Raw genomic sequence first — 14,091 nt, 5'->3', positions numbered from 1 at the left:
ACTGCAATAATGGCACATTATGCCTTCCCCAACCCCGAACATCATGTCTACGTCCTCTACCCGCATTACCCCCAGCATCCTGTCCGCCGACTTCGCCCGCCTGGGCGAGGAAGTCCGCAACGTCGTGGCCGCCGGCGCCGACTGGATCCACGTCGACGTGATGGACAACCACTATGTGCCCAACCTGACCATCGGCCCGATGGTCTGTGCGGCGATCCGTCCCCATGTGTCCGTGCCGATCGACGTGCACCTGATGGTCGAGCCCGTGGACGCGCTGGTGCCCATGTTCGCCAGCGCCGGCGCCAACTACATCAGCTTCCACCCGGACGCCAGCCGCCACGTCGACCGCACGCTGTCCCTGATCCGCGAAAGCGGCTGCAAGGCCGGCCTGGTGTTCAACCCGGCCACGCCGCTGTCCTATATGGACTACGTGATGGACAAGATCGATCTGGTGCTGATCATGTCGGTCAACCCCGGCTTTGGCGGCCAGAGCTTCATTCCCGCCACCCTGACCAAGCTGCGCGAGGCCCGCGCCAGGATCGACGCCTGGATGCAGGCCGGCGGCCAGGAAATCATGCTGCAAGTGGACGGTGGCGTGAAAATCGACAACATCGCTGAAATCCGCCGAGCCGGCGCCGACACCTTCGTGGCCGGCTCGGCCATTTTCGGCAAGCCCGACTACGCCGGCATCATCACGGCCATGCGCGAACAGATCGCCATCGGCGAAACCACCGCCATCTGAGGAACGCCATGACCGCCTTTCGCGCCGCGCTGCTGGATCTTGACGGCACCCTGCTCGACTCCATCCCCGACCTGGCCTTCGCGGCCAACGCCATGCGCGTGGAACTGGGCATGATCTCGCTGCGCGAGGACGTCGTGGCCACCTTCGTGGGCAAGGGCGTGGACAACCTGGTGCGCCGCAGCCTGGCGGGCAGCCTGGACGCCGCCGACCCCTCGCCGGAAGATTTCGAGCGCGCCCGCGAGGCCTTCTACCGCCATTACCACCTGGTCAACGGCGAGCGCGCGCGGGTCTACCCGGGCGTCATCGAAGGCCTCAAGCACATGCGCGACCAGGGCCTGAAGCTGGCGGTCGTCACCAACAAGCCCACCGAATTCACGCTGCCGCTGTTGCAGCGCACGGGCCTGGCGGGCTTTTTCGACGCCGTGGTGTGCGGCGACACCTGCCCGCGCCGCAAGCCGGACCCGGACCAGGTGCTGCACGCCTGCGAACTGCTGGGCGTGACGGTGGACGAAGCCGTCACCATCGGCGATTCCATCAACGATGCCCAGGCGGGCCGCAGCGCCGGCACCCAGGTGCTGGTGGTGCCTTACGGTTACAACGAAGGCCGTGACGTGCGCGAGCTGGATGTCGATGGTATAGTTGACACGCTTGTCAACGCCGCCCAGTGGGTGGCGCTCTGGAATCAAAACCAGAACGCCGCGAAAACCGCGGTCTGATTGCACTCGAAAGCGTGCCTCGAAGTCACCCCGAATATCGACCTGACCTGATGAACGTTTCCATCCAGAACCAAATGCTCAGCGCCTCGTGGCGCTGGTGGCGTTTGTCTTCCGGGTGGCGATGATTCCCTTCCCGGCCCTGGACGCGTACACCACCGCCTAGCGCCGATACTGTGCAGAACACAGAGCCAAGCCCGGAACCAGATACCTGGACCGGGCTTTTTGTTGCGCGCCCGGTCCCCAAGCAGACACCCATTGCCCACGAGACCCGACATGACCGAAATCGAATTCAAAGCCCTCGCCGCGCAAGGCTACAACCGCATCCCCCTGGTGGCCGAGACCTACGCCGACCTGGACACCCCCCTGGGCATCTACCTGAAGCTGGCCCACGCCGGCCCGCAGGCCGGCCGCATGACCTGCCTGATGGAATCGGTGGTGGGCGGCGAGCGCTTCGGCCGCTATTCATTCATCGGCCTGCCGGCCCGCACGGTGATCCGCGCCAGCGGCACCCGCACCGAGGTGCTGCAGGACGGCAAGGTCGCTGAAACCCACGACGGCGATCCCCTGGCCTTCATCGAGCAGTACCAGAGCCGCTTCAAGGTCGCCCTGCGCCCCGGCATGCCGCGCTTCTGCGGCGGCCTGGCCGGTTATTTCGGCTACGACACCGTGCGCCACATCGAGCCTTGCCTGGGCCCGGCCGTCAAGCCCTTCCCGGCCGGCATGGAAGGCGGCACGCCCGACCTGATGCTGATGCACGTGGACGAACTGGTCATCGTCGACAACCTGGCCGGCCGCATCTACCTGATGGTCTACGCCGACCCGGCCCAGCCCGAAAGCTACAGCCGCGCCCAGCAGCGCCTGCACGACCTGCGCGCCCGCCTGCGACGTCCGGTGGAAATTCCGTACAGCCACGCCAGCATGCAGACCGAAGAGCGGCGTGACTTCAAGAAAGAAGACTATCTGGCGGCCGTGCACCGCGCCAAGGAACACATCGCCGCTGGCGACCTGATGCAGGTGCAGATCGGCCAGGTCATCGCCAAGCCCTTCCGCGATTCCCCGCTGTCTCTCTACCGTGCCCTGCGGTCGCTCAATCCCTCCCCCTACATGTACTTCTGGAACTTCGGCGACTTCCAGGTGGTGGGCGCGTCGCCCGAGATCCTGGTGCGCCAGGAACGCGCCGTGGTCGACGGCACGCCGAAGTCGCAGATCACCATCCGCCCGCTGGCCGGCACCCGCAAGCGCGGCGCCACGCCCGCGGAAGATGCCGCGCTGGCCGCCGAGCTGCGCGCCGACCCCAAGGAAGTGGCCGAGCACGTGATGCTGATCGACCTGGCCCGCAACGATGTCGGCCGCGTGGCCGAGGTGGGCTCGGTGAAGGTCAGCGACACCATGGTCATCGAACGCTACTCGCACGTGATGCACCTGGTGTCCAACGTCACCGGCAACCTGAACCCCGGCATGAGCAGCATGGACGTGCTGCGGGCCTCGTTCCCGGCCGGCACGCTGACCGGCGCGCCCAAGGTCGAGGCCATGAAGATCATCGACGAACTGGAACCCGTGCGCCGCGGCATTTACGGCGGCGCGGCCGGCTACCTGTCGTACGGTGGCGAAATGGATGTAGCCATCGCCATCCGCACCGGCGTCATCAAGGACGGCACGCTGTACGTGCAGGCCGCCGCCGGCATCGTCGCCGACTCCAACCCCGAAGCCGAATGGGCCGAGACCGAAGCCAAGGCCCGCGCCGTGCTGCGCGCCGCCGAGCAGGTGCAGCACGGCCTGGACGAACCCATCTGAGGCCCCGCCCCCTACCCGCCCCGAGCCGCGCGACGGCCCGCCTGGAGAGAAAAAATGCTGTTGATGATTGATAACTACGATTCGTTTACCTACAACCTGGTGCAGTACTTCGGCGAATTGGGCGAAGACGTGCGCGTCGCGCGCAACGACCAGATCACGCTGGAAGAGATCACCGCGCTGAATCCGGACCGCATCTGCGTGTCGCCCGGCCCCTGCTCGCCGGCCGAGGCGGGCATCTCGGTGCCCGTGATCCAGACCTTCGCCGGCAAGAAGCCGATCCTGGGCGTGTGCCTGGGCCACCAGGCCATCGGCGCGGCCTATGGCGGCGACATCGTCCGCGCGCAGAAAATCATGCACGGCAAGACGGTGCAGATCTCGCACACCGGCACCGACCTCTTCACCGGCCTGCCGACGCCGTACACTGTCATTCGCTACAACTCGCTGACCATCGACCCGGCGACGCTACCCGACTGCCTGGCCGTGACCGCCACCGCGCCGGACGGCGACATCATGGGCGTGCGCCACAAGACGCTGCCCCTGTACGGGGTACAGTTCCACCCCGAATCCGTGCTCAGCGAACACGGCCACGCCCTGCTGCGCAATTTCCTGAACCTCGCCTAAGAAGGACGCACCGTGACCATCTCCCCCGCAGAAGCGCTGACGCGCTGCATCGAACACCGCGAAATTTTCCACGACGAAATGCTGCACCTGATGCGCTTGCTGATGCGCGGCGAAATGTCGCCGCAGATCGCCAGCGCACTGCTGATGGGCCTGCGCGTGAAAAAGGAAACCGTCGGTGAAATCACGGCGGCCGCGCAAGTCATGCGTGAATTCGCCACGCCCGTGGTCACACCCAACCCCGAAGACCTGCTGGACATGTGCGGCACCGGCGGCGACGGCAGCCATACCTTCAACATTTCCACCACCGCCATGTTCGTGGCGGCGGCGGCCGGCGTGCCCATCGCCAAGCACGGCAACCGCAGCGCCTCGTCGTCCAGCGGCAGCGCCGACGTGCTCGAAGCGCTGGGCGCCAACCTGGTGCTGACGCCCGAACAAGTGGCCGAGTGCATCCAGGCCACCGGCATCGGCTTCATGTTCGCCCCCGCGCACCACGGCGCCATGAAGAACGTGGCGGCCGTCCGCAAGGAACTGGCCGTGCGCACCATCTTCAACATCCTGGGCCCGCTGACCAACCCGGCCGGCGCCGCCAATCAGCTGATGGGCGTGTTCCACCCCGACCTGGTGGGCATCCAGGTGCGCGTGCTGGAACGCCTGGGTTCGCGCCACGTGCTGGTGGTGCACGGCAAGGACGGCATGGACGAAGCCTCGCTGGGCGGCGCCACCATGGTGGGCGAGCTCAAGGACGGCAAGGTCAGCGAGTACGAAATCCACCCCGAAGACTACGGGCTATCCATGATGTCCAATCGCAGCATCAAGGTGTCCAATCGCGAACAGTCGCGCGAACTTGTCATAGAGGCGCTGGACAATGTCGAGGGCACCGCCCGTGACATCGTCGCGCTGAATGCGGGTCTCGCCATCTACGCAGGCAATAAAGCCGATTCCATTCCCGCAGCCTTAGCGCTAGCATTCGAACTGATATCCACCGGCGCGGCACGAGCCAAGCTGGAAGATTTCTGCGCATATACCCGGAAATTCCAGAAATGAACGATATTCTCGCGAAGATCCTCGCCGTCAAGGTCGAGGAAGTCGCCGCCGCTCGCCAGATGCGCAGCGAAGCCGAAGTCCTGCGCGAAGCGCAGGCCCGCCAGGACGTGCGCGGCTTTGCCCAGGCCATCGAAGACAAGATCTCGCAGGGCAAGGCCGGCGTCATCGCCGAAATCAAGAAAGCCTCGCCGTCCAAGGGCATCCTGCGCGAAACCTTTCAGCCCGCTGAAATCGCAGCCTCGTACGCCGTGCATGGCGCGGCCTGCCTGTCGGTGCTGACCGACGTGCAGTTCTTCCAGGGCTCGCACGACCACCTGCGCCAGGCGCGCGCGGCCTGCTCGCTGCCGGTGCTGCGCAAGGATTTCGTGATCGATCCCTACCAGATCATCGTGGCCCGCGCGATGGGCGCGGACTGCGTGCTGCTGATCGTGGCGGCGCTGACGCCCACGCAGCTGCGCGACTACGAAACGCTGGCCATGGAACTGGGCATGGACGTGCTGGTGGAAGTGCATGACGCCCAGGAGCTGGACGTGGCGCTAACGCTGAAGACGCCCCTGCTCGGCATCAACAACCGCAATCTGCGTACGTTCGAGACCAGCCTGCAGAACACGCTGGACCTGTTGCCGCGCATTCCCGCCGGCAAGCGCGTCGTGACCGAAAGCGGCATTCTCAAGCCTGAAGACGTCAAGCTGATGCGCCAGCACAAGGTCGACGCCTTCCTGGTGGGCGAAGCCTTCATGCGCGCCAAGGACCCGGGCGCCGAACTGGCCCGCCTGGTCGCCTAGGCCCGACCCAACGCCGCCACCCGCCGGTACAAGGTGCTACGGTGCACGCCCAGCGCGCGCGCCGCGGCGCTGACGTTGCCTGCGTGCGCGGCGAGCGCCGCGCGGATGGCATCGTCGGCAATCGCCTGCAGGCTGGCGGCCGCGGCCGCCGTGGGCGCAGCGGCGACAGTTTCGCCGCGAACCTCGGCCGGCAGCATCTCGCGATCCACCACGCCCGACGCACCCGCCAGCACATGCAAGGTGCGCAGCACGGCGGCCAGCTGGCGGTAATTGCCTGGCCAGGCGTACTGCGCCAGCGTGTCTTCGATATCGGTGGGCAGCACCGGGCCCGCACCCTGCGCGGCCCATAGCGCACGCAAGAGTTCGCGCAGGTCGGCGCGCGTGCGCAGCGGCGCAAGCGTCACGGTGTATTCGGCAATACGGAAATACAGGTCGGGGCGCACCGGCGCATCCGGGCCGTCGTGCGCCAGCGCGCGGTGGGTGGCGCACACCAGCGTGAAGTCCACAGCCACCGGCCGCGCCGCACCCAGCGGCGAGACTTCGCGTGACTGCAGCACGCGCAACAGGCGCGACTGCAGGGTCAGCGGCATATCGCCGATTTCATCCAGGAACAGCACGCCGCCGTGGGCCTGCCGCAGCAGCCCCTTGCTGCCCTGGCGGCGCGCGCCGGTGAAGGCGCCGTCTTCGTAGCCGAACAGTTCGGATTCGATCAGGCTTTCGGGCAGCGCCGCGCAATTGACGGCCACGAACGGGCCCGCCGCGCGTTGGCTGCGCGCGTGCAGCTGGCGCGCGAACACTTCCTTGCCCACGCCCGTTTCACCTTGCAGCAGGATCGACACACCCGCATCGGACAGATGCACGGCGCGTGCCAGCGCGCCCAGCGTGGCCGCGTCGAAACTGGCGATGCCGGCGCGCGCATCGGACGCGGGTGTCACAACGGGCGTCGGCAGGCGCAGAGACGGCGCCGGGGTTGCCGGCACACGGCTGCGCGGCAGGCGCAGCCGCGCGTGATAGATCGCGCCGGACCGCGCGTGCACGCGTCCCGCGGCATCGGGGCTGTGTTCCAGGTCGCCCTCGAACAGGTCCGCGTAGCGATACACGCCCAGGGCGGTGGCGGCCAGGCCCAGCGCCAGCATCGCGCGGCGGTTGGCGCCCACCAGGAGGTCGCCCTGGAAGGCCAGCAGGGCCTCGCCCGGCGTGCCCAGGCCAGAACGGTCGCGATGCAGGCGCAGCACGGCGCAGGGTTCGTGCGCCGCGTCAAAGAGCTGATGTTCGATCAGGTCGACCGCGGCGCGCACCAGTGCCAGCACGTCGGGGCGCGTGTCGTGCGCCGGGCTGGACAGGTCCAGCACGCCCAGCATGCGGCCTTCGCTGTCGGTGATGGGCACGGCGGCGCAGGTCAGGATGCGGTTGGGTTCGAAATAATGTTCGGCGCCGTGCACCACGATAGGCCGGCCTTCGACCAGCGCGGTGCCGATGGCGTTGGTGCCCGCGGCGGCTTCGTCCCAGGGTGCGCCCGGCATCAGCGACACACGCGACGCGCGCTGGGCGAAATCCAGGTCACCGTCGCTGTCGAGCACCAGGCCCTGGGCATCGGACAGGATCACCAGGCCATCGCTGCCGCCTTCGCGGCGCAAGAGCGACATGGCGGGTTCGGACAGGCGGCGCAGCGCGTCGTTGCGCTGGCGCGCCTCGCGCAGTTCGCCGGCCGTCATGAGTTCGGCGCGGCGCGCGCCGCGCATGTCGAAGCCCAGGTCGGCGCAGCGGCGCCAGGACCGCAGGATGGGTTCGGCCACCAGCCCGGCCGGAACGGCGCCCTGCTGGTTGAACAGCTGGCGCGCTTGCGTCAGCGATTGCCGACGGGAATGAGTGGCCATGCATGTCTCCTTGGACGGCGTTCTGCGACACCTGTTCCGCGACAGTGTCGCGAAACGCGACACCTTGGGGCGGCTGACCGCCGCCCACGCCCTTTGCCGGCGCGTGGAAATCTACTTTCGCACGCGGCAGGCGCGCTTGTCCAGCGGGGAACCCCCGGGATGGCACACCGTTTGCTTGATACAGGACAGGCACCCGACTGCCGCCATCCCGACAATACGGAGACAAGCATGGACATCGCGACCCGCGTCACCCCCGAATCCTATGGCACCCGCCTGGACCTGAAGACCCAGTACGACAATTTCATCGACGGCAAATGGCAAAAGCCCGCCGACGGCGAGTACTTCGACAACGTCACGCCGGTCACCGGCCAGGTGCTGACCCGCAACGCCCGCTCGAAAGAGCGCGACATCGAACTGGCGCTGGACGCCGCGCACCGCGCCGCCCCCAAATGGGGTGCGACCCCGGCCGCCCAACGCGCGCAGATGCTGATGCAGATCGCGGACGTCATGGAGGCCAACCTGGAACGCCTGGCCACCGCCGAAACCTGGGACAACGGCAAGCCCATCCGCGAAGCCCGCGCCGCCGACATCCCGCTGGCAATCGACCACTTCCGCTACTTCGCCTCGTGCATCCGCAGCCAGGAAGGCGGCCTGTCCGAAATCGACAGCGACACCGTGGCGTATCACTTCAACGAGCCGCTGGGCGTGGTCGGCCAGATCATCCCCTGGAACTTCCCCATCCTGATGGCCGCCTGGAAGCTGGCGCCTGCCCTGGCCGCCGGCAATTGCGTGGTTCTCAAGCCCGCCGAACAGACGCCGCTGGGCATCCTGCTGCTGATGGAACTGATCGGCGACATCCTGCCCCCGGGCGTGGTCAACGTGGTGACCGGCTTCGGGCTGGAAGCGGGCAAACCGCTGGCCTCCAGCAAGCGCATCGCCAAGATCGCCTTCACCGGCGAAACCACCACCGGCCGCTTGATCATGCAGTACGCGTCGCAGAACATCATTCCCGTGACGCTGGAACTGGGCGGCAAGTCGCCCAATATCTTCTTTGCCGACGTGGCCGCGCAAGACGACGACTTCCTGGACAAGGCAGTCGAAGGCTTCGTGATGTTCGCGCTGAACCAGGGCGAAGTCTGCACCTGCCCCAGCCGTGCACTGATCCAGGAATCGCTCTACGACAAGTTCATGGAACGCGCGCTCAAGCGCGTGGGCGAGATCAAGCAGGGCAACCCGCTCGATGCCGACACCATGCTGGGCGCGCAGGCCTCGACCGAGCAGCTGGAAAAGATCCTGTCGTACCTGGACATCGGCAAGCAGGAAGGCGCCCAGGTGCTGGCCGGCGGCAGCCGTGCGCAGTTGCAGGGCGCGCTGGAAGGCGGCTATTACGTGCAGCCCACGGTGTTCAAGGGCCACAACAAGATGCGCGTGTTCCAGGAGGAAATCTTCGGGCCGGTGGTGGCGGTGACCACCTTCAAGGATGCTGACGACGCGCTGGCGCTGGCCAACGACACGCTGTACGGCCTGGGCGCGGGCGTGTGGTCGCGCGATGCCAACACGTGCTATCGGATGGGCCGCGCCATCAAGGCCGGCCGGGTCTGGACCAACTGCTATCACGCCTACCCGGCGCATGCGGCGTTTGGCGGCTACAAGCAGTCGGGCATCGGCCGCGAGAACCACAAGATGATGCTCAACCACTACCAGCAGACCAAGAACCTGCTGGTGAGCTATTCGCCCAAGAAGCTCGGTTTCTTCTGATCGCGACGCAAGGCGGCGCCGGGCCTGACGGCCCGGCGCGATTCACCCGAACAGCACCCTGCGGAGCCGCACCATGGCAGACCCCACCCCGCGCGTTGTCGCCACCGACGCGGCACGCGAACTCATCGATACCCTTCGCGCCAAGCATGGCCCGCTGATGTTCCACCAGTCCGGCGGCTGTTGCGACGGCAGCTCACCCATGTGCTACGCCCAGGGCGAATTCATGGTGGGCGGCTCGGACGTGCTGCTGGGCGACCTGGAGGGCTGCCCGTTCTACATGGGCGAAGACCAGTTCGCCTACTGGGAACACACCCAGCTCATCATCGATGCGGTGCCCGGACGCGGCGGCGCGTTTTCGCTGGACAGCGCCGAGGGCAAGCGCTTTCTGCTGCGCTCGCGGCTGTACTCCGATGAAGAATGGGCCAACGTGGCGGCGGTCACCAAGGGCTGATGCGCCACAGGGCCCGGCCGCCGCTACGCCTTACGCGCCTTGCGGCGTTCCGCCCTTGTCAGCGGTGGCCTCGCCGGCAACCTGCTTCCATTGAAACGACACGCGGCGGATGCGCGCGGCGCGAAACTGCGTGAACGAACGGCCACCGGGCATCGGTGCGCCGCGTAGGGGACTGCTGGCGTTTTTCATTGCGGATCAAGCATTGACGGGAAAATCTTGCGGGCGGTGCGCGGATCAGCCGGCGCTGGCCGCCCAGGCGCTGACGGGGGCCCGGCGGGTCCATTCTAGGGCGTCTTCCAGACGGTCGTTACCCCAGAACATCTCGCCATCCACGAAGAAGGTCGGCGCACCGAAGAGGCCCAGGTGACGCGCCTGGTCGACCTGGCGGCGCAGCGCTTCCTTGGCCGCTTCCGACTTGCCGCGCGCGATCAGCGCATCGGCATCCAGCGACAGTTCGGTCAGCAATTCATGCACGACGTCTTCGGCCTGGATGTCCTGGTCGCGCTGGAAATTGGCGCGGAACACGGCCACGCAGAAATCGCGGCCCCAGGGCTCGTCCTGGCCCAGCAGGGCAATGCGCGCCGGCAGCACGCTCATGCGCGGAAACAGCCGCGGCCGGTTGTAGGCCACGCCGTACTTTTCGGCCAGGCGGGCGATGTCGCGCATCATGTAGGCGCCCTTGCCCGGGAACAGGCGAAAAGGCGTGTCGTTCCAGCCCTGGGCCTGGAAGATCGGGCCCAGCAGGAAGGGACGCAGGTCCACCTGCACGTCCGCCTGCCTGGCGAGAGTATCGATGCGCTCGATCGCCAGATAGCTGTAGGGGCTGGCGAAATCGAACCACATTTCGATGCGGGGGGTGGCGGACAAAGGCGCATTCATCGCAAAAGCTCCGGCGGCAGGACGTGGAAAGAGCATAGTCCAGGCCGCCAATCAGCGGGAATCGCATTCCCGCGGTGCAACATGACTGAATCTTGGCGATCCCCGGCGACAGCGGCGACTTGCGGCCGCTTGGCGTGCGGATCAAGCCCTATTGGACGCCGCAGGCGTTATATTGCACAAGCAACTTTTCCGCCGCCTACGCATGAGTTTCAAGAATGTCATATCCGCTGGCCAAACTGCCTCCGCTTGACCTCGTCCGGGGCTTCGTTGCGGTGGGCCGCCGCATGAGCATCACGCTGGCGGCGCAAGACCTGCACGTGACGCAATCGGCCGTCAGCCGCCAGATCCGCGCACTGGAAGCGCACCTGGGCGTGCCGCTGCTGCTGCGGGGCTTTCGCAGCGTGTCGTTCACGTCCGAAGGCGCGCAACTGTTCCGCATGGCCGACACCTGGTTGAGCCAGCTGGGCGACCTGACCGAACAGCTGCGCGCGCCGGAACGCCGCACGCCGGTCACCGTCACCACCACCATCGGCGTCGCGTCGCTATGGCTGCTGCCCAGGCTGGGCGACTTCCAGGCCGCATATCCGAACATCGACGTGCGCGTGGCGGCCGACAATCGGGTCATCGACATCGACCGGGAAAGCGTGGACATCGCCATCCGCTACAGCCTGCGCGACACCGTGCCGGATGGCGCTGTCTGGCTGTTTGGCGAATCGGTGGTGCCGGTAGCCCATCCATCCCTGAAAGCGCGTGCCCTGGACGCGCGCGAATTGCAGCGCCACGTGCTGCTGGAGTTCGACGACCCCACCCGCCCCTGGCTGCAGTGGTCCGAATGGCTCAATGCGCGCGGCCTGGGGCGGGTGCGGCCCAAGGGCATGCTGCGGTTCAACCAGTACGACCAGATCGTGCACGCCGCGCTGGCCGGCCACGGCATTGCCTTGGGGCGGCTGGCGCTGATTGCGCCGATGCTGGCCGACCAGCGCCTGGCCACCGTGGGCGGGGCCGCCGCGGACGCCACCGAGCATGCCTATTGGCTGGTGCGCAATGCCCGCCGCAGCACGCCCGATGCCGACATCGTGACCCGCTGGCTGGTGCAGCAAGGCGCGGCCACCGCCCAGGCGCTGACGCCACCGTGAGGCAGGCCTGACGGGCGTCGTACAAGATCTATACAAACTTTCATACATTCCCGCCCGCACTCCTGTAGATTGCGGCCTGCGCAACGCGTACGGGCCCCCGACCCTGCCGACTGGCAATGGCATCCTGCCCCACCGCCGCCCCTGCGGGAGCCGGCCCGCGGGCCTGTCGTCGCCGCCTCCCGCTGCGCTTTCCCGCAATTCCCTCAAGGCGTAGATGACGCTCTTTCGATCCGCCAGCGCGTGGCAGAACTGGTTCCTGAATTTCCAGCGCTCTTTCCTGATCCTGCTGGCCCCATGGCTGGTGTCGGTACTGGCCCAGGGCGCCGGACGCGGCTACCTGCTGTATGCCTACGCACCGCCCAATACCTATACGGCACTGCCGCAGGACATCAGCCGCACCCTCGGCATCGGTCTGCTGTTCGACATCAAGGTGTCGGCCATCGCGTTTTCGGTGCTGCTGCTGATAGCCCTGCTGCTGCCCGCCCGCCCGACCTGGCAGGGCCGCTGGCTGCGCAGCCTGCCCTACGTCGGCGCGACGATGGCCATGCTGTTCGCCGCCAGCACCGTGATCAGCGTCTGCTACTTCGCCACCTTTTCGCGGTCGATCGACATCTTCGTGTTCGGCCTGATGGACGACGACACCCATGCCATCCTGCTGACCCTTTGGCACGGCTACCCGGTGCTGCGGGCGCTGGCGCTGCTGGCGGCCGTGCTGGGCATCACCTTCTGGCTGGCGCGCCGCTGGGGCGCCAGCGTGCTGCGCGCGCGGCTGGCGCAACGCCCCCTGATGCCCAGCGCATTGCGCCTGCTGCTGATCATCGGCATCACCGTGCTGGCGTGCCGCGGGTCCCTGGGCACCTTTCCGCTCAACAAGGACGACACCAGCATTTCGTCGCTGCGGCTTCTGAACGACATCGCGCCCAACGGCATCTCGGCGTTCTTCTGGGCGCTGGACGACCGCGGCAACGACAAACGCTTCACGCCCGTCTCGGACCAGGATGGCGCCGAACTATACCAGCGCTTCCTGGGCCGGCCCGGCCAAGGGCTGGCGCCCTTCATGGCCAGCACCGGCGCCAATCCGGCGGCCCAGACCCATCCGCCCCACGTGGTGCTGCAGGTCATGGAAAGCATGGGGCACCACATGAACCAGTACGACCGCCCCGGACGCGACCTGCTGGGCGCCCTGCGGCCGCATTGGAACGCGGATTGGCGCTTTGACCGCTTCCTGTCCGAGGGCAACGGCACCATCGATTCGCTCAGCCGCCTGCTGGTGCGCAGCCCCGTGCCCGCCATCAGCCAATCGTCGGCAGCCAGCGGCAATTTCGACAGCAACGCCTTCACGCCCTTCCTGGCGCGCGGCTACAAGGTGCTGTTCGTGACGTCAGGCGCGGCCACCTGGCGCAACCTGGGCAGCTTCGCCAGCCACCTGGGCGCGCGCGAATTCATCGACCAGCTGGCACTGAAACAGCGTTATCCCGAGGCGGAGGCCGGCGCCTGGGGCGTGCCCGATGAATACATGTTCCGCTACATCGCCGAGCGGCTGGCGCAGGCCGACCGTGACGGCCAGCCCCTGTTCATCGTGGCTCTGTCGACCACCCATCATCCGCCGTTCCTGGTGCCCGCGGGCGGCAAGCGGGGCGGCATCAATCTGGACGATGTGGAAAACCTGCCGTACTACGATTCGTGGACCGGCCTGGACGACGCGTTCGATACGCTGCGCTACGCCAACGACCAGCTGGGCCGTTTCCTCAGCGGCCTGAAGGCCTCGGCCAACGGCGCCAACACCATCGTTGCGGTCACCGGCGACCACAACATCCTGGGGGTGGACTACCAGGCCGACACCGACGCCGTGCTGGCACGCGCCGTGCCTTTCTACCTGTATGTGCCGCAGGCCTACCGCCGGCAGTCGACCTACGACCCGTCACGCCCCGGCAGCCACAAGGACATTCTGCCCACGCTGTACCACCTGAGCCTGCCCGACACGCCGTATTTCCGCAGCGGCTGCGACCTGCTGGCCGCCCAGCCCGATCCGCAATGGTGCTTTGGCTACAACAACCCGCGCCTGCTCATCACCCGCGATGGCGCCTACCGCAAGGACCGCCCGGGACGCATCATGCCCTGGGCCGGCGATGCCGGCGTGGCGCTGGCGCCCGAACAGGACGCCTCGCCCGCCCAGCGCGCCGAAGAAGCCCGGCTGCAAGCGTACGGGCCGCTGCTGAAATGGCAGATCAACTACCAGGTGCAGAACCAGGCGCCGCCACGGCGGGACCGGCCCTAGACCCGAGCGA

Annotated in this window: 13 protein-coding genes; 10 read left to right on the top strand and 3 right to left on the bottom strand. The window is 67.1% G+C overall.

The genetic code is table 11. From position 1 onward, the window contains the following. Positions 1-19: 19 nt before the first annotated feature. The 6 genes from rpe (at position 20) to trpC (ending at position 5,702) form a co-directional block, all read left to right on the top strand. Positions 20-742, top strand: coding sequence for a ribulose-phosphate 3-epimerase (gene rpe, locus AC3WMR_RS25125; RefSeq protein ID WP_025139779.1), 723 nt, complete (start codon positions 20-22; stop codon positions 740-742). An 8-nt stretch (positions 743-750) separates the two neighbouring features. Continuing rightward, positions 751-1,458, top strand: coding sequence for a phosphoglycolate phosphatase (locus AC3WMR_RS25120; RefSeq protein ID WP_492265891.1), 708 nt, complete (start codon positions 751-753; stop codon positions 1,456-1,458). 273 nt (positions 1,459-1,731) lie between these two features. Then, complete coding sequence (gene trpE, locus AC3WMR_RS25115; RefSeq protein ID WP_492265892.1) at positions 1,732-3,252, top strand: anthranilate synthase component I; 1,521 nt, start codon at positions 1,732-1,734, stop codon at positions 3,250-3,252. A gap of 54 nt (positions 3,253-3,306) precedes the next feature. Next, positions 3,307-3,873: an aminodeoxychorismate/anthranilate synthase component II gene (locus tag AC3WMR_RS25110; protein WP_492265893.1), complete on the top strand. Its 567-nt coding sequence runs from the start codon at positions 3,307-3,309 to the stop codon at positions 3,871-3,873. A gap of 12 nt (positions 3,874-3,885) precedes the next feature. Next, positions 3,886-4,917, top strand: a complete 1,032-nt coding sequence (gene trpD / locus AC3WMR_RS25105; RefSeq protein WP_025139783.1) for an anthranilate phosphoribosyltransferase — start codon at positions 3,886-3,888, stop codon at positions 4,915-4,917. Beyond that, on the top strand, positions 4,914-5,702 hold the full coding sequence (trpC, locus tag AC3WMR_RS25100; RefSeq protein WP_492265894.1) for an indole-3-glycerol phosphate synthase TrpC: 789 nt from the start codon (positions 4,914-4,916) through the stop codon (positions 5,700-5,702). The genes trpD and trpC overlap by 4 nt, the downstream gene beginning before the upstream one ends. On the opposite strand, the gene AC3WMR_RS25095 is transcribed toward trpC, so the two are convergent. Next, positions 5,699-7,579: a sigma-54-dependent Fis family transcriptional regulator gene (locus tag AC3WMR_RS25095; RefSeq protein WP_492265895.1), complete on the bottom strand. Its 1,881-nt coding sequence runs from the start codon at positions 7,577-7,579 to the stop codon at positions 5,699-5,701. The genes trpC and AC3WMR_RS25095 overlap by 4 nt on opposite strands. 228 nt (positions 7,580-7,807) lie before the next feature. On the opposite strand from AC3WMR_RS25095, the gene adh reads away from it, so the two are divergent. Together adh and AC3WMR_RS25085 are read left to right on the top strand one after the other, a co-directional pair. Beyond that, on the top strand, positions 7,808-9,337 hold the full coding sequence (gene adh, locus AC3WMR_RS25090; protein ID WP_025139786.1) for an aldehyde dehydrogenase: 1,530 nt from the start codon (positions 7,808-7,810) through the stop codon (positions 9,335-9,337). Between the two features lie 73 nt (positions 9,338-9,410). Further along, a complete protein-coding gene (locus tag AC3WMR_RS25085; RefSeq protein ID WP_025139787.1) occupies positions 9,411-9,788 on the top strand; it encodes a DUF779 domain-containing protein in 378 nt (125 codons plus the stop codon). A gap of 30 nt (positions 9,789-9,818) precedes the next feature. Here the strand turns inward: AC3WMR_RS25085 and AC3WMR_RS25080 are convergent, their stop codons facing one another. Further along, entirely contained in the window at positions 9,819-9,977 is a 159-nt protein-coding gene (locus AC3WMR_RS25080; protein WP_175219947.1) for a hypothetical protein, read from the bottom strand. 45 nt (positions 9,978-10,022) lie between these two features. Beyond that, positions 10,023-10,667, bottom strand: a complete 645-nt coding sequence (locus AC3WMR_RS25075) for a 2-hydroxychromene-2-carboxylate isomerase (RefSeq protein ID WP_492265896.1) — start codon at positions 10,665-10,667, stop codon at positions 10,023-10,025. Between the two features lie 215 nt (positions 10,668-10,882). Between AC3WMR_RS25075 and AC3WMR_RS25070 the strand changes: the two genes are divergently transcribed. Both AC3WMR_RS25070 and AC3WMR_RS25065 read left to right on the top strand, forming a co-directional pair. After that, positions 10,883-11,803 carry a LysR substrate-binding domain-containing protein gene (locus AC3WMR_RS25070; protein WP_492265897.1) on the top strand — a complete coding sequence of 307 codons (921 nt, stop codon included), beginning with the start codon at positions 10,883-10,885 and terminating at the stop codon, positions 11,801-11,803. 214 nt (positions 11,804-12,017) lie between these two features. After that, positions 12,018-14,081 (top strand): LTA synthase family protein, encoded by a 2,064-nt coding sequence (locus AC3WMR_RS25065; protein ID WP_492265898.1) that lies wholly within the window; start codon positions 12,018-12,020, stop codon positions 14,079-14,081. Positions 14,082-14,091 lie beyond the last annotated feature (10 nt).

The sequence above is a fragment of the Achromobacter sp. FW305-C-28 genome (assembly GCF_058783235.1).
The sequence above is the reverse complement of the archived record's forward strand: the minus strand, read 5'-3'. Positions and strand labels throughout refer to the sequence as shown.